At 56.9% G+C, this 17463-nt stretch carries 19 protein-coding genes; 10 read left to right on the top strand and 9 right to left on the bottom strand.

From position 1 onward, the window contains the following. Positions 1–38: 38 nt before the first annotated feature. Positions 39–896 (bottom strand): helix-turn-helix transcriptional regulator, encoded by an 858-nt coding sequence (locus tag CIK74_RS06015; protein WP_096254868.1) that lies wholly within the window; start codon positions 894–896, stop codon positions 39–41. A gap of 301 nt (positions 897–1197) precedes the next feature. Here CIK74_RS06015 and CIK74_RS06010 point away from each other — a divergent pair, with 301 nt between their 5' ends. Then, positions 1198–2493 (top strand): benzoate/H(+) symporter BenE family transporter, encoded by a 1296-nt coding sequence (locus tag CIK74_RS06010; protein WP_096254867.1) that lies wholly within the window; start codon positions 1198–1200, stop codon positions 2491–2493. A 98-nt stretch (positions 2494–2591) separates the two neighbouring features. Here the strand turns inward: CIK74_RS06010 and CIK74_RS06005 are convergent, their stop codons facing one another. Further along, complete coding sequence (locus tag CIK74_RS06005; RefSeq protein WP_096254866.1) at positions 2592–3299, bottom strand: FCD domain-containing protein; 708 nt, start codon at positions 3297–3299, stop codon at positions 2592–2594. A gap of 28 nt (positions 3300–3327) precedes the next feature. Further along, positions 3328–5040, bottom strand: a complete 1713-nt coding sequence (locus CIK74_RS06000) for an L-lactate permease (RefSeq protein ID WP_096254865.1) — start codon at positions 5038–5040, stop codon at positions 3328–3330. A 111-nt stretch (positions 5041–5151) separates the two neighbouring features. Here CIK74_RS06000 and CIK74_RS05995 point away from each other — a divergent pair, with 111 nt between their 5' ends. The 3 genes from CIK74_RS05995 to CIK74_RS05985 are packed head-to-tail and all read left to right on the top strand — an operon-like array spanning position 5152 to position 8014. Next, complete coding sequence (locus tag CIK74_RS05995; protein WP_096254864.1) at positions 5152–5916, top strand: (Fe-S)-binding protein; 765 nt, start codon at positions 5152–5154, stop codon at positions 5914–5916. Beyond that, entirely contained in the window at positions 5913–7385 is a 1473-nt protein-coding gene (locus CIK74_RS05990) for a LutB/LldF family L-lactate oxidation iron-sulfur protein (RefSeq protein ID WP_205738259.1), read from the top strand. Before CIK74_RS05995 ends, CIK74_RS05990 begins: the two co-directional genes overlap by 4 nt. After that, positions 7382–8014: a lactate utilization protein C gene (locus tag CIK74_RS05985; protein ID WP_096254863.1), complete on the top strand. Its 633-nt coding sequence runs from the start codon at positions 7382–7384 to the stop codon at positions 8012–8014. The genes CIK74_RS05990 and CIK74_RS05985 overlap by 4 nt, the downstream gene beginning before the upstream one ends. Positions 8015–8104: 90 nt before the next feature. Here the strand turns inward: CIK74_RS05985 and aztD are convergent, their stop codons facing one another. Genes aztD through aztB form a run of 4 tightly spaced genes read right to left on the bottom strand, consistent with a single transcriptional unit; the run spans position 8105 to position 12320 of the window. Continuing rightward, positions 8105–9271, bottom strand: coding sequence for a zinc metallochaperone AztD (aztD, locus tag CIK74_RS05980; protein WP_096254862.1), 1167 nt, complete (start codon positions 9269–9271; stop codon positions 8105–8107). A 21-nt stretch (positions 9272–9292) separates the two neighbouring features. After that, positions 9293–10204 carry a metal ABC transporter substrate-binding protein gene (locus tag CIK74_RS05975; RefSeq protein WP_096254861.1) on the bottom strand — a complete coding sequence of 304 codons (912 nt, stop codon included), beginning with the start codon at positions 10202–10204 and terminating at the stop codon, positions 9293–9295. 11 nt (positions 10205–10215) lie between these two features. Beyond that, positions 10216–11469: an ABC transporter gene (locus CIK74_RS05970; RefSeq protein ID WP_096254860.1), complete on the bottom strand. Its 1254-nt coding sequence runs from the start codon at positions 11467–11469 to the stop codon at positions 10216–10218. Next, positions 11466–12320 (bottom strand): zinc ABC transporter permease AztB, encoded by an 855-nt coding sequence (gene aztB / locus CIK74_RS05965; RefSeq protein WP_240520469.1) that lies wholly within the window; start codon positions 12318–12320, stop codon positions 11466–11468. The genes CIK74_RS05970 and aztB overlap by 4 nt, the downstream gene beginning before the upstream one ends. A 20-nt stretch (positions 12321–12340) precedes the next feature. Between aztB and CIK74_RS05960 the strand changes: the two genes are divergently transcribed. The 3 genes from CIK74_RS05960 (at position 12341) to CIK74_RS05950 (ending at position 14715) form a co-directional block, all read left to right on the top strand. After that, on the top strand, positions 12341–13018 hold the full coding sequence (locus CIK74_RS05960; RefSeq protein WP_096254859.1) for an ATP-binding cassette domain-containing protein: 678 nt from the start codon (positions 12341–12343) through the stop codon (positions 13016–13018). 193 nt (positions 13019–13211) lie between these two features. Continuing rightward, a complete protein-coding gene (locus tag CIK74_RS05955) occupies positions 13212–13421 on the top strand; it encodes a hypothetical protein (protein WP_205738258.1) in 210 nt (69 codons plus the stop codon). 130 nt (positions 13422–13551) lie between these two features. Beyond that, on the top strand, positions 13552–14715 hold the full coding sequence (locus CIK74_RS05950) for an MFS transporter (protein ID WP_229676940.1): 1164 nt from the start codon (positions 13552–13554) through the stop codon (positions 14713–14715). On the opposite strand, the gene CIK74_RS05945 is transcribed toward CIK74_RS05950, so the two are convergent. Next, positions 14712–15371 carry a LysE family translocator gene (locus tag CIK74_RS05945; protein ID WP_096254856.1) on the bottom strand — a complete coding sequence of 220 codons (660 nt, stop codon included), beginning with the start codon at positions 15369–15371 and terminating at the stop codon, positions 14712–14714. The two genes, CIK74_RS05950 and CIK74_RS05945, sit on opposite strands and share 4 nt — an antisense overlap. 97 nt (positions 15372–15468) lie before the next feature. Here CIK74_RS05945 and CIK74_RS05940 point away from each other — a divergent pair, with 97 nt between their 5' ends. Both CIK74_RS05940 and CIK74_RS05935 read left to right on the top strand, forming a co-directional pair. Further along, a complete protein-coding gene (locus CIK74_RS05940) occupies positions 15469–15804 on the top strand; it encodes a hypothetical protein (protein WP_096254855.1) in 336 nt (111 codons plus the stop codon). Between the two features lie 56 nt (positions 15805–15860). Continuing rightward, positions 15861–16292 (top strand): DUF4190 domain-containing protein, encoded by a 432-nt coding sequence (locus CIK74_RS05935; RefSeq protein ID WP_096254854.1) that lies wholly within the window; start codon positions 15861–15863, stop codon positions 16290–16292. A gap of 109 nt (positions 16293–16401) precedes the next feature. Here CIK74_RS05935 and CIK74_RS05930 read toward each other — a convergent pair whose 3' ends face one another. Then, positions 16402–16959, bottom strand: coding sequence for a YceI family protein (locus CIK74_RS05930; RefSeq protein WP_096254933.1), 558 nt, complete (start codon positions 16957–16959; stop codon positions 16402–16404). A 224-nt stretch (positions 16960–17183) separates the two neighbouring features. Here CIK74_RS05930 and CIK74_RS18690 point away from each other — a divergent pair, with 224 nt between their 5' ends. Then, positions 17184–17342, top strand: coding sequence for a hypothetical protein (locus tag CIK74_RS18690; RefSeq protein WP_170947760.1), 159 nt, complete (start codon positions 17184–17186; stop codon positions 17340–17342). The last annotated feature ends 121 nt before the right edge of the window (positions 17343–17463 follow it).

Here is a 17463-nt window from a genome sequence, read left to right as displayed (position 1 = left end):
ATGACCTGCCTGGCAAGGATTAATTTCCTGCAGAAAACTCACTGCGTACGGGATGAGCGTTTTGAATCATCGTGGATCCACGAAGCTAAGGTCCGCATTTTTGCTTCAGAAGCAGAACCGGGTTCAGTTGTATAGATAAACATGGTCTGGTCAGCTACTCCGGTGACATCTAGTGCTTCATAGTCGATCTCTAGTTCACCAACCAGTGGATGGCTGAGCCGTTTAACCCCGTCGCGGCGTTCAACGACGCGGTGGTCGGCCCACCACGTGCGAAATTCTTCGCTGTGTAGGGATAACTCACCGACCAATTGTGCAAGTAACGGGTCGTGCGGATGTCTTCCAGCGTCCAAACGTAAAGTGCCCACCATAGACGAGGCAACCTTTTCCCAATCAAGGTATCTGGAACGTGCTTCAGGATCCAAAAATGCCCAGCGGATGAGGCTGCGTTCGCGCACGGGCTTGGCCATGACATCGGTCAAGAGGAAGGCAGCCAGCGGATTCATTGCCAAGATCTCTGTTCGACGGCCTCTAATGAATGCGGGGTGTTCAGTGAAGGAGTCCAACAATGCATGTAGTGATGGGCGTACCCTTTGAGCTCGTTTGTCGAGTTTGTTGCCATTGGGATCTGCCACTGCTCTAGCGAGGTCAAAAAGATGGCGAGAGGCCGTTTCATCTAATTGCAGGGCCCGGGACAGGGCATTGAGCACCGATTGGGATGGGCGTTTATGCCGTCCTTGCTCAAGCCGCGCGTAGTAGTCCGCGCTGACCCCGGCCAGTGTTGCTACTTCTTCACGGCGCAATCCGGCGACGCGACGGCGTGGGCCACCGTCACCGCTGGGGGCGACTAGTGCTCGACGTGCCTTGAGAAAATCACCAAGTTCGGTACCGGGAGTCATCTCCAAGCTCCTTTCACCACAGGACCTGAGATTGTTCTCCATAGTAGGCAGATGAGCCAAAACTACGCACCTTGTGACCTGTTATGGCTCTGCTTCAATGCGTGCAACCTGCGTACTGACCGTACAAGTAGCAGCGATAAAAACGATGTTCTGGCTAGAAAGGGAAGCCGCCTAAATGATCCTAGGTATGCCAGTCCTAGGATCAGCTAGGTGCTTTCTATGGCTTAAATGTCCGCACTTCTCTGATGAACTGAATAGGTACAAAAATCTCGATACTCCGCGACATCGCCTAGGAGCTGTAATGAGCACTGTCCCGCCTGACTCCAAGCTGAGCGAAGAGCCAGTAATCGAACCCGCCCTACGTCAGCCCCTCATTGAGCGTCCCGGCGTTGCTCCGGCAGGGCTCCGTCAACTGATGAGGGACATCGGCCCGAATTACGTCTCCAACGGGATCATCGGGTTGATCTTCTCTTCTTCGGGACCAATCGCTGTGACCTTGGCGGTCGGAATGGCTGGTGGGCTCTCCGAAGGGCAATTAGCTTCGTGGGTATTCGCCATATTCCTCTCCGCAGGACTCGCAACGTTGATCATGTCGTTGATCTACCGCCAACCGCTGGGTTTCGCGTGGTCCATTCCGGGCACTGTCCTGCTTGGTCCATCGCTGCAACACTTACAGTTCACAGAAGTCGTCGGGGTATTTTTCACCTCTGGCCTGCTCATTCTTGCGCTGGGTTCTACCGGGGTGGTGCGCCGAATCATGTCGGCTATCCCCATGCCCATCGTCATGGCTATGGTTGCTGCGGTCTTCCTCCGGTTCGGCACCGACATTGTTTCCTCCACCCAGAGCAACCTCATCGTGGCCGGACCAATGGTATTGGCTTTCCTGCTGCTCAGCGCGGTTCCAGCCTTGGGTAAATATTTGCCCCCGGTGCTGGGAACCTTGGTTGTCGGTATTGCGGCAGTGGCGCTCAGTGGACAATTTGCATTGCAGTCAGCCGGTGGCCCGATTCTGGCCTCTCCGGAATTCACCGCCCCTGCATTCACGTGGGGCTCCCAAGTTGAACTGTTGTTGCCGCTGGTGCTGACCGCACTGGTGGTACAAAACGGGCAGGGTGTGGCAGTGTTGCGCGCTGCCGGTCACCGGCCACCTATTAATTCCTTCGCTATCGCCACCGGTGGATTCTCGGTGCTCAACGCATGCTTCGGCGCGGTATCTGCCTGTGTCACGGGACCAACCAATAGCCTGTTGACCTCGTCCGGCGAAAAACACCGGCAATACAGCGCTGCGGTAGTTTATGGTTCGCTATCTTTGGTCTTTGCGTTGTTTGCACCGTTATTGACCCGACTTATGCTCGCGACACCTGAAGCTTTCGTGCTGGCATTGGGCGGTATCGCAATGCTCAAAGCCTTACAACAGGCCTTCGTCACGGCATTCGCTACTAAGTTCACCATGGGCGCTCTGATTACTTTTGTCGTGACGATTTCCGGGATGAACTTATTCAATATTCACGCGGCATTCTGGGGAATTCTTATCGGTTACTTTGCATCGCGACTCTTGGAACGCAACCACCATACGGCAGCCAAACTACCGGCCTAGCCCCAACGTAGCTAGTGCCGAAACGTCGATATCGAAAAATAAAATCTCCGGTACCCTTCCAATCTTGTTGGAAAGTACCGGAGATTTTCTTTGAACTCTTAGCGCGTCTGAGAGTAGAACCAGGTGATGTGTTCTTCTATCAGCTGCGCAGCACGTTCGCGCTGGTTAGTGGCGAAAGCGTGATGGATCGCCTTGTGCTGGCGTCGAAGCACACGCACGACCGGCTGCCAAGATTCGTCGTTGGGAATCGATTCAGCAACATAATGGCTGATCGAATGCCTCAAGGATTCCATCATCGACTCCACCACGGTGTTTCCCGCCATGGAGGCTAACAGCACGTGGAATTCTGCATCGATGCGGTGAAATTCCTCGCGAGATAGCTGCGCGTCATCCATGCGCATAATCAACACCGCGGTTCGATCAATGACCTGCTGCGCATGGAGCGGGTTACGTGGAGGCATCTGCGCGGCCCACGTTTCCAGCAGAATACGAGACTCAACGATCTCGCGAACGTTGATCCCTTTGGCAGCCAGGTGCATTCGTAGGGCCTGCGAGATTCCGGCGGCAGGGTTGGAGATGATTACGGCACCCGAATTTGGTCCGGATCCCGTTGAAGTCTTCACCAATCCCAGCACATCGAGAATTCTGATGGCATCACGTACCGAGGCACGGGAAATCTGATGCTGCTCCGCGAGCGCACGCTCGCCGGGGAGCTGGTCCCCTAAGGCAAGTTTTCCCGAACGCAGGTCAGACTCGATTGAGTCGAGGACAACTTGGTACGCACGCGGAGCTGGATTTATAGACATCAGTAGACCATTTTAGCCTTTAACTCAATTATGGAAGCATCCAAGACAACACCGGGGTGGACTGCAGGTAAACCAGGGTGCAAAGCACCAGCAGCATACCGACGGACCAGCCAGCGACCTTCTTCAGGATGACCGACTCTTGGCCCTCCATCTTTACCGCGGTGGCGGCGATTGCCAGGTTCTGTGGCGAGATCAGCTTGCCGACCACGCCGCCGGAGGTATTTGCAGCAACCAGTAGAGTTGGGTCGATTCCGGCATTTACGCCGGCGGTCTGCTGTAGCTTGGCGAACAGCGCGTTAGCCGAAGTGTCGGAACCGGTCACTGCGGTACCGATCCAGCCCAAGATTGGCGAGAGGAATGCAAAGAATCCACCGGCGCCAGCAAGCCAGGTACCTACGGTGATTGTCTGTCCGGAAAGGTTCATGACGTAAGCCAGGCCCAGAACCGACAGGATGGTCAACGCTGCGTAACGCATGTTGTAGATGGTCTTGCCAACTTCGGACAGCCCTTCGCCAAAGGTCATCGCATACTCACCGTTGCCGGTATTACGCGAGTAAACGAAGGCAACAATCACGCCGGTGATCAGCAACAAGGTGCCGGGCGATGATAGCCATTGGAAGTTGTAGATCGTGGATGATACTGGTTCGCCGGCGGCATTCAAGATGTTGCCGTCCAGTCCTGGCCAGCCGAACTTGATGTCGGTACTTGCCAGCCACTTAGGAATATCAACGCCCAGCTTCCACAGCTTGGCCACACCGAAGATCACGATGACCAGCAGGTAAGGGAACAAAGCCATCCAGGTGTTGGCGCCGTGAAGCTTCTGATTACGCTCAACAGGTTCTGCGGCTGCTTCAGCTGTCAGCACACGCTGGCGGGCCTCATCGGCACCCTTCGGAGTCCAGAAACGAAGCAGTATAACGGCAGCGGCCAAACCAACGAGCGAAGCAACAATGTCGGTCAGTTCGTAGGAGAAGTAGGTCGCGCAAAGCCACTGGGCAATACCGAAGGAAATACCAATGGTCAGGGTGGCTGGAAGTGTCTGACGCATACCGCGCCAGCCATCGATAACCAACACCAAAATCGAAGGAACAAACAATGCCAGCAGTGGTGATTGGTGACCAACAACGGCGCCAATGTCTGCGGCCGGGATTCCGGTCAATGCACCAGCGGTGGTGATCGGGATAGCCACGGCGCCGAAGGCAACCGGAGCGGTGTTAGCGATCAGTACCGCGCAGGCTGCGCGCAGTGGGGCCAGACCAAGAGCCAGCAACATGGTTGCGGTAATTGCCACGGGGGCGCCGAAACCTGCCAGCGCTTCAAGCAGGCCACCGAAGCAGAAGGCTATCAATACCGCTTGGATGCGAACGTCTCCGCCGCCGATTACGTCAAAGACGCGACGCAGATCCTCGAACCGACCGGATTTAACCGTCACCTGGTAGAGGAAGATAGCCATGACAACGATCCAGACGATCGGGAAGGCACCGAAGACCATGCCCATCACGCCGGAGTTTAACGCCATCCCGACCGGCATCTGCCAGCCGAAAATTGCGATGATGATGGCAACTAATAGCGAACCAAGACCGGCAACATGTGCTTTGGTCTTGATTATTGCCAGTAAAACAAAGAAGGTGAGAAGTGGGATCAAAGCAATCAGTGCCGAGATCGCAACACTTCCCGCAACGGGATCCGTTGTTGGTGTAAACACGGTGTGGGCGTCCTTACTCAAAGTTGGTCTGACCATATGTGGTCCGACCAACTAGCCTACAAGGTGAGTGCAATCACAACAAGTCTTGACTTATGGAAAGTTCAGCGCATAGTATGGTCAGACCACACTTCGAAAGAGTTATTTACTATGCGGATTGCTCTCTTTGCCACATGCATCGTGGATGCCATGTACCCCGAAACCGCCAAGTCGACCGTGAAAATCCTGGAACGCTTGGGCCATGAAGTCGTATTTCCCAAGGCTCAGGCCTGCTGTGGGCAAATGCACATCAATTCCGGATATATGCCTGAAGCCCTGCCTGTGGTGGAAAACCACATCAATGCCTTTGACACCGATGACTACGATGTTGCGGTGGCCCCCTCGGGTTCCTGCGTCGCTTCGGTCAAACACCAGCACCCCATCCTCGCGGAGCGACTAGGCAAACCCGAGCTGAAGGAACGCGCGATAGCGGTGGGCAAACGCACCTATGAACTCTCCCAGCTGCTCGTTGATGTCCTGGGAATAACTAACGCCGCCGAGCAACTCGGCAGCTACTTCCCCGACACCATCACCTACCACCCCTCCTGCCACGGTATGCGTTCTCTGAAACTCGGCGACCGCCAGCTGGATCTGCTTAAGACCGTCGGCGGCATCACCGTCGAGGAACTTCCCGAAGCAGATCAGTGCTGCGGCTTCGGCGGCACCTTCTCCATCAAGAACGCGGATGTTTCTTCGGCCATGCTCGAAGACAAGATGAAAAACATCTGTTCCACCGGAGCCTCGGCCTGCGCCGGCGGCGACGCGTCCTGCCTCATGCACATCGGTGGCGGCCTGTCGCGCACCGGTGCCAAACCAAAAACTCTGCACCTAGCCGATATCTTGGCTAGCACCATGGAAGAGACGGTGACACTGTGACACAGGTATTCCTCGGCATGCCGGCCCCCGGTCATGGAAACCTCTTTGAAGAGGAACCATTCCCGCAGGCAGCACATCGTGAATTGGGCAATACCCAGATGCGCAAGAACCTGCGCCACGCAACCCACACCATTCGCGACAAGCGTTTGAAGGTTGTTGGCGAACTTCCCGACTGGGAGCAGCTGCGCGACGCGGGCGCGGCCATCAAGAACAACGCCATGGCCAACCTCGAAGAGCTGCTATTGCAGTTCGAGAAGAACTTCACCGCCCGTGGCGGCATCGTCCACTGGGCACGTGACGCCTCCGAGGCGAACAAGATCGTCACACAGCTGGTCAAGGACACCGGTTCCACTGAGGTTGTCAAGGTCAAATCCATGGCCACGCAGGAAATCGGCCTTAACGAGCACCTGGAAACCGAAGGCATCTCCGCTTTCGAAACCGACCTCGCCGAGCTGATTGTCCAGCTGGGTCATGACAAGCCAAGCCACATCCTGGTTCCGGCGATTCACAAGAACCGCACCCAGGTACGGGATATCTTCTTGCAGGAAATGCCGGAGGTTGACCCAAACCTCACCGATGATCCCAGCAAGCTAGCCGACGCCGCGCGTACCCACCTGCGCAAGAAATTCCTTGCCGCCAAGGTCGCCATCTCCGGTGCGAACTTTGCGCTGGCAGACACCGGAACCCTCGGCGTAGTGGAATCCGAAGGCAACGGACGGATGTGCCTGACCCTCCCGGAAACCCTGATTACCGTGATGGGTATCGAAAAGGTCCTGCCACGGTGGGAAGACCTGGAAGTCTTCATGCAGTTGCTTCCACGTTCCTCCACCGGCGAGCGCATGAACCCCTATACCTCGTTGTGGACCGGGGCGAGCGCCGATGATGGGCCGAGCAACGTGCACATCGTGTTGCTCGATAACGGACGCACCCGCGCACTGTCGGATCGTTTTGGGCGCACCGCGCTGAACTGCATCCGCTGCTCGGCGTGCATGAATGTCTGCCCGGTCTACGAGCGCACCGGCGGGCACGCCTACGGCTCAACCTACCCGGGGCCTATCGGCGCGATCCTCTCGCCGCTGATGACCGGCATCGAGGCCGAGGACAACGGTTCGCTGCCTTACGCCTCCTCGCTGTGCGGGGCCTGTTATGACGCTTGCCCGGTGAAGATCAACATCCCCGAAATCCTGGTCCACCTGCGTGGCGAAGATGTGGATGCCCAGCGCGAGACGCATAAGATCCCGACCCAAATGGACCTGCTGATGAAGGGCGGCTCCTGGGCGCTGGGCAAGGGCAAGAATATTGGCCTGCTGGAAAAGGCACTGCCGCTGGGCCGGCTGATGGCCGGCAAGGATAAGAAGATCAAGAAGCTTCCGGGTATCGCAGCGGGCTGGACCCAGAGCCGCGATATCCCAGCCCCGCCAAATAAGTCTTTCCGCGACTGGTGGAGCGACCAGAAGGAGTCCAAGTGAGTGCCAAAGAAGAAATCCTCGGCCGCATCCGCTCGGCGCTAGCGGACGCACCGGTAGCCGAGGAAACTCCGCGCGAATACCGCACGAGTTCCCAGATGCCCGAGGAAGAACTGATCGAGCTGCTCGTTGACCGACTGCTCGATTACAAGGCCGGTGTTGAGGTCATCAACTCCGCGCAGATTCCAGAGTTTGTGGCGGCGAAGCTGAAGGATGCCAACTCGGTCGTTTACCCGCACGGGCTAGAACAACTCTGGCTCTCCGAGCTGCCAACGGGCATCACTCAGATCCCCGATGCGCCCGGTGCACGATTGAGCGTGGCGCAGCTGGATGCGACCAGCGCGGTAGTGACCTCCTCACAGGTTTCCATTGCCGAATCGGGAACCATCATCCTGGACGGCGAACCTAACCAGGGCCGCCGTGCAATCTCGCTGGTTCCGGATCATCACCTGTGCATCGTTCCGGTCTCCAGCATTGTGCGGCTGCTTCCCGAGGCCATGGTGCGGTTGACCATCACTCGCCCACTGACTTGGATCTCCGGCCCTTCGGCCACCAGTGATATCGAGTTGGAGCGTGTTGAAGGGGTACACGGCCCACGTACCTTGGACGTGCTGCTGGTGCGCGGCCTGTAGTCCACACCGCACCGCGAGAAGCCTTCATGGCCGGATCCCGTTCCTGAACTTCCAAGGGGATCCGGCCATGAATCTTTTAATCCCCGCCGCCTACTTGGTGGTGAGGGCCATTTCATTCGGTGCGTGCTCCAACTGCACCGACGACTTCTTCTCACCGGTAGCCAGATCTACCGCATGTATGGACTTGGTTGCCGGGTCAGCCACGTAGGCAGTATTTCCATCGATACGCAGCGAAGGGTGCGGATCCTGCCACTGGGCAGGGTCTTCCCACGGCTCGATGACCTTAAAGTCACGGGTAATCTCCCCGCTACGCGGATCGATCACGTGAATCTTACCGTCCATGCCCAGCAAGTAACCCAGATCCTGCGGTCCACGCGCTATCCCCCGCCACGTGTATTCCGCGCCTTGAGGTAAGCCGACCACCTTGGAGGTCTGCTTGGCCGCATCGATCAGGACGATCTGGTCAAGCAGTGTTCCTTCCGCATCGGGGTCATCCTTATAATCGCCGATGACCAGTTCGCTGGTCGGCGACACATAGGCGTTGCCCATCCGCCCGTAGCCATCTGGTGCTTTCAACTTAGTGAACTTAGCATCCGCGTAAATCAGAGCCCCGTCCTCGCAGCCAAAGACCGCGCGGCCCTGGCCAGTCATTCCTTCACCATGCACGTTCGGGCAATCGGTATTCCGTGCGGTCTCCTCGCCTTGGGCGTCCACGAGCCTCACCCCGCTGCGTGCGGTGGCATCTCCGATGGTGGTCAGCATCGATCCATCGTCAAGGGCCACCGAAACACCATGATGCGCAGGTGAAGTAATGGTTTTGGTTTCGGGCAGCTGGTCTGTGCTTTTCGACAGCTCCGCGGTTTCAAAGAGGGTGGTGGCACCCGTACCATCGTCAAAGAGCGCGGTCTTTCCCGCATGCGGGACCACGTGTCCGGCAGCGCTTGCTCCGAAAACGGTCTGTCGCAGCGCCGGTGCGACTGCGTCCAGAACTTGGAACCCGGCCGAGGTGGTCAGCAGAAAGTTGCGTCCGTCCCCTGCCGAATTCAGCCGGGTGAATTCCTCGGTATCAAAGCTTTTGATGAGCTCTAGGGTCTCCCCATCCAGTACCGAAACCCCGTTGGCGTAGCCCACGGCGACACGAGGCGCGGTCAGTTCTTCCGCCGCGGCGTCACCCTGGGCCCCGCAAGCCGTGGCGCCCAGGCCCAGGACCGTCAGAATGACGGTACCGGTGATGAGGTGATGATTTTTCTTTTTCATTTTTCCCTTCATGGCTACGCGTTAATCGCGTAGTGCGTGGCTGATTTGTTCGGTATTCGCCTGCATCATCTGCAGGTACGACTCGGCGCCTTGGCCCGCCATGGACAGCGATTCGGTGTAAAGATCAACGATTTTCACCTCGATTTTTGCTTCGCTGGCGAGGGCTCGCGCTAATTTGTCGGGCTGTGCCGACTCCACAAAAATTGCGGAGACCTGAGCTTCGCGGATCGCGCCGCTGAGCGAGGCCAGGTCGGCGGCGCTCGGCGAAGCGAGGGTGCTTCCCGAAGGGATCACCGCGCCAATCACTTTGAGGTCGAACCGGTCTGCCAGATAGCCGAAAACGTGATGGTTCGTCACGAGCTGCCGCTGCGCCGATGGTATCGAGGAGAACGCGGTGAGCATCTGCGCGTCGAGGTCAACAAGTTTCTGGCGGTAAGTTCCCGTGGCAGCATCAAGTTGCCCGGTTGAAATTCCAGTGATCTGCTGAAGGTCCTTCTCCAATGCGTCCACTACCTGCACAACCCGTGCCGGGTCGGTCCAGAAATGCGGATCCCCTGCCCCGTTCGCCCCGGGCACGTTCAGCAGCTCGATGTGATCGGTCGCCACAAAGTGGTTGACTCCCGCCTCGTCAACGGCCACGAGCTGTCGGCTCAGCCCTTCTTCCAGATTCAGGCCATTGGAGACCACAAGATCCGCGTCCTGCAGCAAAGCTGCCTGCTGGGCGGAGATCTCAAAGGAATGCGGATCAACGTTTGGCGGCATCAGGGTGTGGACTGTTGCCTGCTCCCCTACCAGATTTGTCACCACGTCGGCCAAGATATTTGTGGTGACCACGATGCTCGGTTTTTGTTCTTGCTGTCCTTGGCCCGCACATCCGGTGAGTAGTAAAAGCCCGGAAAGCACAAGTGCTAATACCTTCGCTACGTTTGCCATCTTTTGATCTTTCAATTTCCGACCTGGGTCATCCAATGTGGTGAGGTTTCAGGTGCCAAGGTGCGGGAGATGCGGGCCGAGTCCGCGAAGTCGATTTCATAGATCTTGTTTTCGCTCGGCGCATTAACGTAGGCGCGTTGCGCATCGGTTTCCAGGCTGACTCCGCGTAGCGCCTCTGGGTCCTTCACGGTGCGTGGAAGCAGTTCTTTGGTGATGCCCACGCTCTGACCGGTGGTTGTTGAATAGACCAGTACTCGTCCGCGGTCGTCAAGAGCCACAATGTGCCCCGGTGAATCCCCTACTGCGGAGACTCGCAACAGTTTGTGCTCGGTCAAAACCCGTTGCAGCTGCAGCGAACGCGTATTCAGTACCCACGCTCCGTGATCTCCTGCCACACCCGCAACTGCGGGGCGGGCTTTGCGGTGTTCCAGCGACTCTGCGCGGTCACCGGCTTTGGTCCCGGCCGGGTAGGGAACCAGGTCAAACTTCGCCGAATCATTTGCTGTTTCCGTGGCCACTAAAAACCCCTGGGCGCAGGCGATCACCAGCCCGGCCACCGTGGCGGTGGCTCCGGCGGGCTCAGCGCATTGAGCCGACGCGCCGGCGACTGGTTCGCCGGTTGCATCCAAATACTGCACGCGCATGTCTGCCGGTTTCTGCCCGGGCTGGCTGGAGATGGCTCCGTCGCCTAGGGGCGCCAGCAAACCCCGGTGAGGAGCATGGTGGGTGGTGAAGCGTTGACTGATTTCACCGTTGGCGAGCCGGGCGTTATCCAGCAATATTCCTTCACCGGTGGCCGGAACGTACACTCCCGTGCTGCCCGCCGTGGAGAGCGGTCCGCCGGTGACTACTGCCTTGGGTGCGTTGTCCAGGATTCCGATTTTCCGTGCGGTTCCCCGATAGAAATGGAAATGATCGGTGTGGTTCCAGCTCCACACCCCGCTGTCTAAAATCGTGAGCCCTTCGGCCGTGGAGGCGAAGAGGTACCGCCCATCGGTCTGCAAAGCGCTCACCTCTTCCAGCGAGTCAAGACTTGATTCGGTTTCGTTGAGCAGGTCAAACATCCCGGCTGACCCGCGCTTATCGATCGTTGCTAGGTGCAGTGGTGCTTCGGCGACTTCACGGGCGCCTTCGACAGCTCCATGCCCGGCTGCCGGTTCGTTGGTTGGCTGTTGAGATTCTTCTGTGGCACCAGATGGGAGGCATCCGGTGAGCAAGAGACTGGCGGCCAGCCCAAGAACTACCGCGTATTTAGTGGATTTCATCGAGCACTTTCTAGTTCATTGATTGCGGGTGCAGACCTGGTAAAACCCCTCGTTGCCCGGCGGAGCAGCGCAGAGAGACCGGCAAGGAGTATGGCGGTGCAGGCGATGGAGGGTCCGGCCGCGCTTTGGGCATACCAGGAAATCAAAAGGCCGCCGAATACCGACAGCATTCCGAAGACGGCGCCGAGCACCATCACTGCCGGGATTCGAATCATCCATTGTTTAGCCGCAACCACCGGTGCCAGCAGCATCCCTACTACCAGCAGGGTTCCAACGGCACGGAATGATGCGGTGATCGCCAGGGCAACCAGCCCAACCAACATGATTTGGGCAAGTTGCGGTCTTAATCCCAGGCTCTGCGCTATTCGAGCGTCGAAGGCTGCGGCAACAAAATTCCGGTGGAACAGCTTAGCGATGACCAGGCTCACCGCTAGCGCCGCGGCGAGCGTCCACAAATCCGCTGTCCCAATGGCCAAAATATCTCCAAAGAGCATGCTGGTGGCATCTGTGGCGAAACTTTTCGAATGCGATACCACGATGATGCCTACCGAGAGCATTCCAACAAACACCAAGCCGATGCTGGTGTCATAAGATAATTTTCCTCGCCGTTGCAGCGCGCTCAGCAGGGCCGTCATAACCAGCGCACTGGCTCCGGCACCGAGCATGACCGGGAAGCCTAGAACGGTAGCCATGGCGACTCCCGGAAGCAGCCCGTGACCGATGGCTTCACCCAGAAATGCCATGCCCCGAATAACCACCCACGTACCGGCGATGGCACAGATGATAGCCACTAGGCTGCCGCCGATGAGGGCTCGTTCCATAAAGTCAGGAGAGAAAGGATTAGTCAGCACACAGAGAAGACTAACTTTAAATGAGAATCATTATCAATTGCTATACTCGGAACATGGCTTGCTCCGATACCCGCTTACTCGTTCATTCCCTCTACTTCTCCTATGGAAACCGTGAAATCCTCTCAGACGTGTCGCTTTCGATTCGGGCTGGAGAAATGGTGGCGATCACCGGTGAAAACGGGTCGGGAAAATCTACCCTGCTAGAACTTATGGCCGGGACAATGACGCCGGATCGCGGACTGGTCGAACGATCCTGTCCGGTGGCTCTGGTCGTCCAACGTCCAGCGGTCCCGGCAGAACTGCCACTGACGGCGGGGGATGTTGTAGCCATGGGGACCTGGCGGTCAAAAGTTACTCGAAAACAGCGAAATCAGCACGTAAGCCGCGCCCTCGCACGGGTCGAGCTAACGGGATTTGAGGCGAGGAATTTTGATGAGCTCTCCGGCGGCCAGCGCCAGCGAGTCTTAGTAGCACAAGGGCTGGTACAAAATACCGGCGTCCTGCTGCTTGATGAACCGCTGGCTTCCATGGACTCCACCAGCCGCACGCTGATCCACGAGCTCCTGCGTTCCGAGGTACGCCGGGGACTGGCCGTCGTGCTAGTAACCCACGATGAGGATTCCAAGATGCTGGCCGATCGCAGCGTGGAGCTACGCCATCCAGGTTTAGTGGCAAACGAACTTCAGGTGGCGCTCTAGCCCTAAACTCAAAAACCCCGTCGCTGCTCACCGGCGACGCCGCGATCAAGCACTGGCTACCGGATGCCCAGTCGGCGAGCGATTTTGTTCCTCGCCGGTCACCAGACTCGCCGATACCGACCGGATTGGTCTGGGGCACACCGACACCTCGGTGGCGCACTTACCTGCGGCGCTCTTGCCAAGGGTCGGTTCCTTGCAGCTCACCGACTATGAAAAGGCCTACTGCTCGGAGCTTGAAGATGGCCAAGAGATCTTCGAGGCCCGCTTAGTGAATCGTGAGCACGGTGCGTTAGTGGTGGTTCGTCCGGATCAGTATGTGGCTCAGGTTCTTCCCCTGACCGCGACCGGAGAACTCACCGAATTCTTTAGCGCCTTCATGAACCCTGCGCTGGTTCAGGCCTAAAGACTGGAGCTCTACTCATGCTCCGAGTCGTCATCTGGCGGCTCGGAGCATGCCAGCACCGCGAATGGCTCGGCCCGCCCTTGAGAGCATAGGGTGATCATAGGTAATGGGTTCGACGGTAGGAAAAATATTGAGCAAGTCACCAGCTGCGGAACCTCGGCAGCTGCCCGACTCGGCACTGCGCTTTGTTGGTTTTTTAGCTTTCTTCGACCGCTACGCCACGCCACCGATGTTCGTGGCACTGTCATTGAGTACCGCGCTGTCGCTGTCTCAAGCCGTAGAACTTGTGGCCGGTTACTCTTTGCTTTATGCCCTGGGACAGCCGCTTTGGGGACTGCTGAGCGATCGGTTCGGCCGCTTGACGGTGCTTCGTTGGGCATTATTCGGTGCCATCCTCGGCGCGATCGCTAGTACGTTATTCACTTCTTACTTTGCCCTGCTGATCGCCCGCTCGTTGACCGGGTTGATGTTCGGCGCCCTTTATCCCACGTTGCTGACCCTGCTCGGGGATACACGCGTGGGAATGGCCAAGGCCCGCGGGCTCTCGGATCTGCAGATCTTTTCGTCTTTGGGCACCACGTTGGCGACCCTTGTAGCCGGTGCGATAGCCACTTCCCTTGATTGGCGTTTAGTCTTTTTGCTGCCTGCCGCTGGAGCCGCAGCTGCCCTCTTGTCACTGCGCCAAGTTCAAGAACCCCAGCGCGAGCACACCACCATGAACTTCAAAGCCGCATTTGGCCGGGAGAACTTACTGCTCTACGCGGTGGTCTTCCTCGAAGGCGGGCTCCTGATGGGATTTTTGACCTATATTGTTCCCGCATTGCAAAGCGTCGGGATGGGCATCTGGCTCTCCGGCGTGCTGGGATGTGGATTTGCGGTAGGAGTGATTCTTGGTGCACGGTTTATGCGGCTGCTCGTGCCGAGATTTTCACGCACCTGGCTTATCGGAATCGGCGGGGTCATCCTGATCCTGAGTTTTGCACCTTCCGCGGTGTTGCCCTCTGCAGGGTCTTATACGGTCACGGCTTTCCTGATAGGTGCCGCAAATGCCATCATGCACTCCTCCATGCAGGGCTGGGCCACCGAGGTAGCGCCCCAAGCTCGTGCCACCACGGTTTCTTTCTTTGTGTTTGCCCTATTCTTCGGGGCTTCGGTAGCCACCTATCTGACGGCAGACCTTGCAGAGCAAGGAAAGTTCTCGCAGATTTTCACGATAGGTTTTTGGCTGAGCATCCTGCTGGTAGCCGTCGCCACCTGGCTGCATGCGCACTGGTACTCGAAGCGCTCAAACTAGAGCAGGGCACTGAGCAGCACACCAGCACCCATGATGACCAGCGCTGCACAGGCCACCATTTCGAGACGCAGAGTGATCTCTGGTTTTTTGAACCAATGCATTGCTTTTGAAGCGACGGTACTCAGAATCAGTAGGTAGAGGAAGCCGACCACGGCAAAGACCGCCCCCAACCCCATCCCCCACCACAACGTATTTGAATCTTTGGGGATAAAACTTGGCAGCATCGCCAGAAATAACAACCCGAGTTTCGGATTCAGCGCCGCGGAAAGAACTCCAGCTATAAATGCCTGCCGGGATGTTTGCCTCTGCCCGGAGTTAGCTCGAATATTTCGTGTTTCGGTGCGCGCAATCGCATTGTCCGCTTTCGCTACGGCGCGGGATTTGCGGAAGCCAGACACTCCAAGATAGATCAGATACAGTCCACCAAGAATGGCGATAGCGGATTCAACTGCCGGATAGCTCTGCATCACCGAGGCCGCACCGACTCCAGCTAGAGCGGCCCACGCAAAGATAGCCGTTACCATACCCAGGGCCGCGAGAATACCGTGGAATTGGCGTACCAGCGAGAACCGGAGCACGAGGAAGGTATCTGGCCCTGGCGAAAGAGTAACCATCACGCATACCCCGAGGTATGCCAAGAATGAAGCCCAAGTCATGATCTTTAATTATAGAAATGAGTCCGCAGAGCGTGGAATTCATGACGCTGGCATAGCATTAGAGGAGAATCAGATGGGCTAGAGGAGGCCGAGCACAATGTCGCAGGCGCCACAGGAATCGCAGCCAGGTTTTCAAGAGCCTGCCTCCGTGCAATACGGTTGTTACCCGCCGCAGAATCCGGGAATTGCTCTCTCTCAGACTTCGATGATTCTGGGGATACTCTCGCTTTTTGTTGTCGGCGTCATCCTTGGCCCGATTGCGATCCTCAAAGCCAATGAAGCCGAACGAAATTTTGGCGTTCAGGCTACGGTAGGTAAGGTCACCGGGCTGATCGGCCTGATTTTCGGAGCGCTCCAGGTGCTCGCTATCATTGGTTATTTCTTACTCATGCTGTTCCTGATTCCAGCTTCGATATACGGATCCAATTTGTAAGCGCTCAACAGATCGCTTGAGCAACAGATCATTCTTTCTAAATTTAGGGGTCACCCATGAGCACCGAAAATAACGAACCGACCAACCCTTACAACTCCGGCACTTCTGGACAGCCTCCGCAGTACTCGGGCCAGTATCCGAATCAATATCCGAATCAGTACCCTGGTCAGAACCAACAGTTCGGCGCAGCACCGGGATACCCGCCGTATGGATACAACCCTCAACAGGCTGAGGGAGCGCAGCTCGCACAGACCTCTATGATCTTGGGGATCATCTCGCTCTTTGTTGTGGGCATCATTTTGGGCCCACTAGCGATCATCAAGGCCAAGAAGGCAGAACGAGAGTTTAACACCGATGCCACCGTGGGTAAGGTGACCGGATGGATCGGAACGATCTTGGGAATTATCGGCGTTCTATACATCATTTTTGTGATCGTCATGGCGTTCTCGTTTGCCGGGGCCTCGATGATGGATCCGAGCTACTACTAGCCCATCGCGCGAGGTATTAACCAGCAAAGCCCCGGTAGCAACANNTGTTGCTACCGGGGCTTTGCCTGTATCGGCCCTTATCCATTCCCCATGGATGGATACGGGAAACTTATTCTGCGGTTGGCAGGACGAACGATGCGTCGATTTCGATCTTTACCTTGTCGCTGACCAAGACGCCGCCTGCTTCGAGTGCAGCGTTCCAGGTGATGCCAAATTCCTTGCGGGAAATGGTGGTCGAGGCAAAGAAGCCTGCGCGGGTTGCCCCGAAAGCGTCAACTACCTGGCCGCCAAGCTCAGCCTTGAATTCAACCTGCTTGGTAACACCGCGCAGAGTCAACTCGCCAACCAGTACGAACTCTTCGTCATCACCCTTGACCTCGGTGGACTTGAAGGTCATCGTTGGGAACTCTTCGGCGTTGAAGAAGTCGCCGCTCTTCAGGTGGCCGTCGCGGTTGGCGTCCTTGGTGTTGATCGAGCCGATCTGCACGGTAGCTTCTACCGAAGACTCTGCCAGGCTCTGACCGATGTTCAAGGTTGCGTCGAATTCCTCGAAGCTGCCGCGGACCTTGGAAACGCCCGCGTGGCGAACCGAGAAACCGATTTCGGAGTGCGAAGCGTCCAGGTTCCAGGTACCGGCGGTCAGTGGTGAAGTTGCAGTTGAAGTCATTTTCAAATCCTTTTCCTCGACGCCAATCATGTAGTTGACGTTTCAATTTGTTTTGCTGATACAAGTATTGCACTAGTTAAGTTGAAGCGTCAACCACCTAGTGCAAGAAATTTTCTTCTCTCCCACTAATGCTTCCAAAAACCAGTATCTGACTAGTAATTTAACTTCCAAAAATTCTTTGTAAAACTCTTATCTCGTCCGAGTTTGCTCGCTAGTATGAGTACATGAGCACCCACCGGAACATCCCAGACAAACAAGAGCAAGAAGCCGAACTAGCAGCAGATCTTGAAGCTACCTGGCAGGAAGAGTCTCCAAGCACCGCCAAGACCACCAAGTTTGCCGACGAAGTAGACGGCGAGCTTGGTACCCGCGAGGGTGTTTAGAAATCCTTGTTTGCAACGTATCCAGCTTTTCAGCGCACAAGGCCGGAAAGAACCAACTGTGCATGAACTCTGTGAGAGCGTTAATTCGATCGGATTAACAGCAAGCGACCGCCACCAGAGA

Origin of the sequence: Glutamicibacter sp. BW77 (genome assembly GCF_002332285.1) — a bacterium.
GTDB classification, from domain to species: Bacteria; Actinomycetota; Actinomycetes; order Actinomycetales; family Micrococcaceae; genus Glutamicibacter; species Glutamicibacter bergerei.
Note: the sequence above shows the minus strand (reverse complement) of the source record. Positions and strands in the feature narration are given on the sequence as shown.

Excerpts from the sequence above, each read along its gene's own strand:
- CIK74_RS06015 (WP_096254868.1), bottom strand. The coding sequence starts at position 896 with ATGACTCCCGGTACCGAACTTGGTGATTTTCTCAAGGCACGTCGAGCA.
- CIK74_RS05940 (WP_096254855.1), top strand. The coding sequence starts at position 15,469 with ATGTCGCAGGCGCCACAGGAATCGCAGCCAGGTTTTCAAGAGCCTGCC.
- CIK74_RS06000 (WP_096254865.1), bottom strand. The coding sequence starts at position 5,040 with ATGGTCAGACCAACTTTGAGTAAGGACGCCCACACCGTGTTTACACCA.
- CIK74_RS05935 (WP_096254854.1), top strand. The coding sequence starts at position 15,861 with ATGAGCACCGAAAATAACGAACCGACCAACCCTTACAACTCCGGCACT.
- CIK74_RS05970 (WP_096254860.1), bottom strand. The coding sequence starts at position 11,469 with ATGAAATCCACTAAATACGCGGTAGTTCTTGGGCTGGCCGCCAGTCTC.
- CIK74_RS05960 (WP_096254859.1), top strand. The coding sequence starts at position 12,341 with ATGAGAATCATTATCAATTGCTATACTCGGAACATGGCTTGCTCCGAT.
- CIK74_RS05975 (WP_096254861.1), bottom strand. The coding sequence starts at position 10,204 with ATGGCAAACGTAGCGAAGGTATTAGCACTTGTGCTTTCCGGGCTTTTA.
- aztD (WP_096254862.1), bottom strand. The coding sequence starts at position 9,271 with ATGAAAAAGAAAAATCATCACCTCATCACCGGTACCGTCATTCTGACG.
- CIK74_RS06005 (WP_096254866.1), bottom strand. The coding sequence starts at position 3,299 with ATGTCTATAAATCCAGCTCCGCGTGCGTACCAAGTTGTCCTCGACTCA.
- CIK74_RS18690 (WP_170947760.1), top strand. The coding sequence starts at position 17,184 with ATGAGCACCCACCGGAACATCCCAGACAAACAAGAGCAAGAAGCCGAA.
- CIK74_RS05945 (WP_096254856.1), bottom strand. The coding sequence starts at position 15,371 with ATGACTTGGGCTTCATTCTTGGCATACCTCGGGGTATGCGTGATGGTT.
- CIK74_RS05995 (WP_096254864.1), top strand. The coding sequence starts at position 5,152 with ATGCGGATTGCTCTCTTTGCCACATGCATCGTGGATGCCATGTACCCC.
- CIK74_RS06010 (WP_096254867.1), top strand. The coding sequence starts at position 1,198 with ATGAGCACTGTCCCGCCTGACTCCAAGCTGAGCGAAGAGCCAGTAATC.
- CIK74_RS05930 (WP_096254933.1), bottom strand. The coding sequence starts at position 16,959 with ATGACTTCAACTGCAACTTCACCACTGACCGCCGGTACCTGGAACCTG.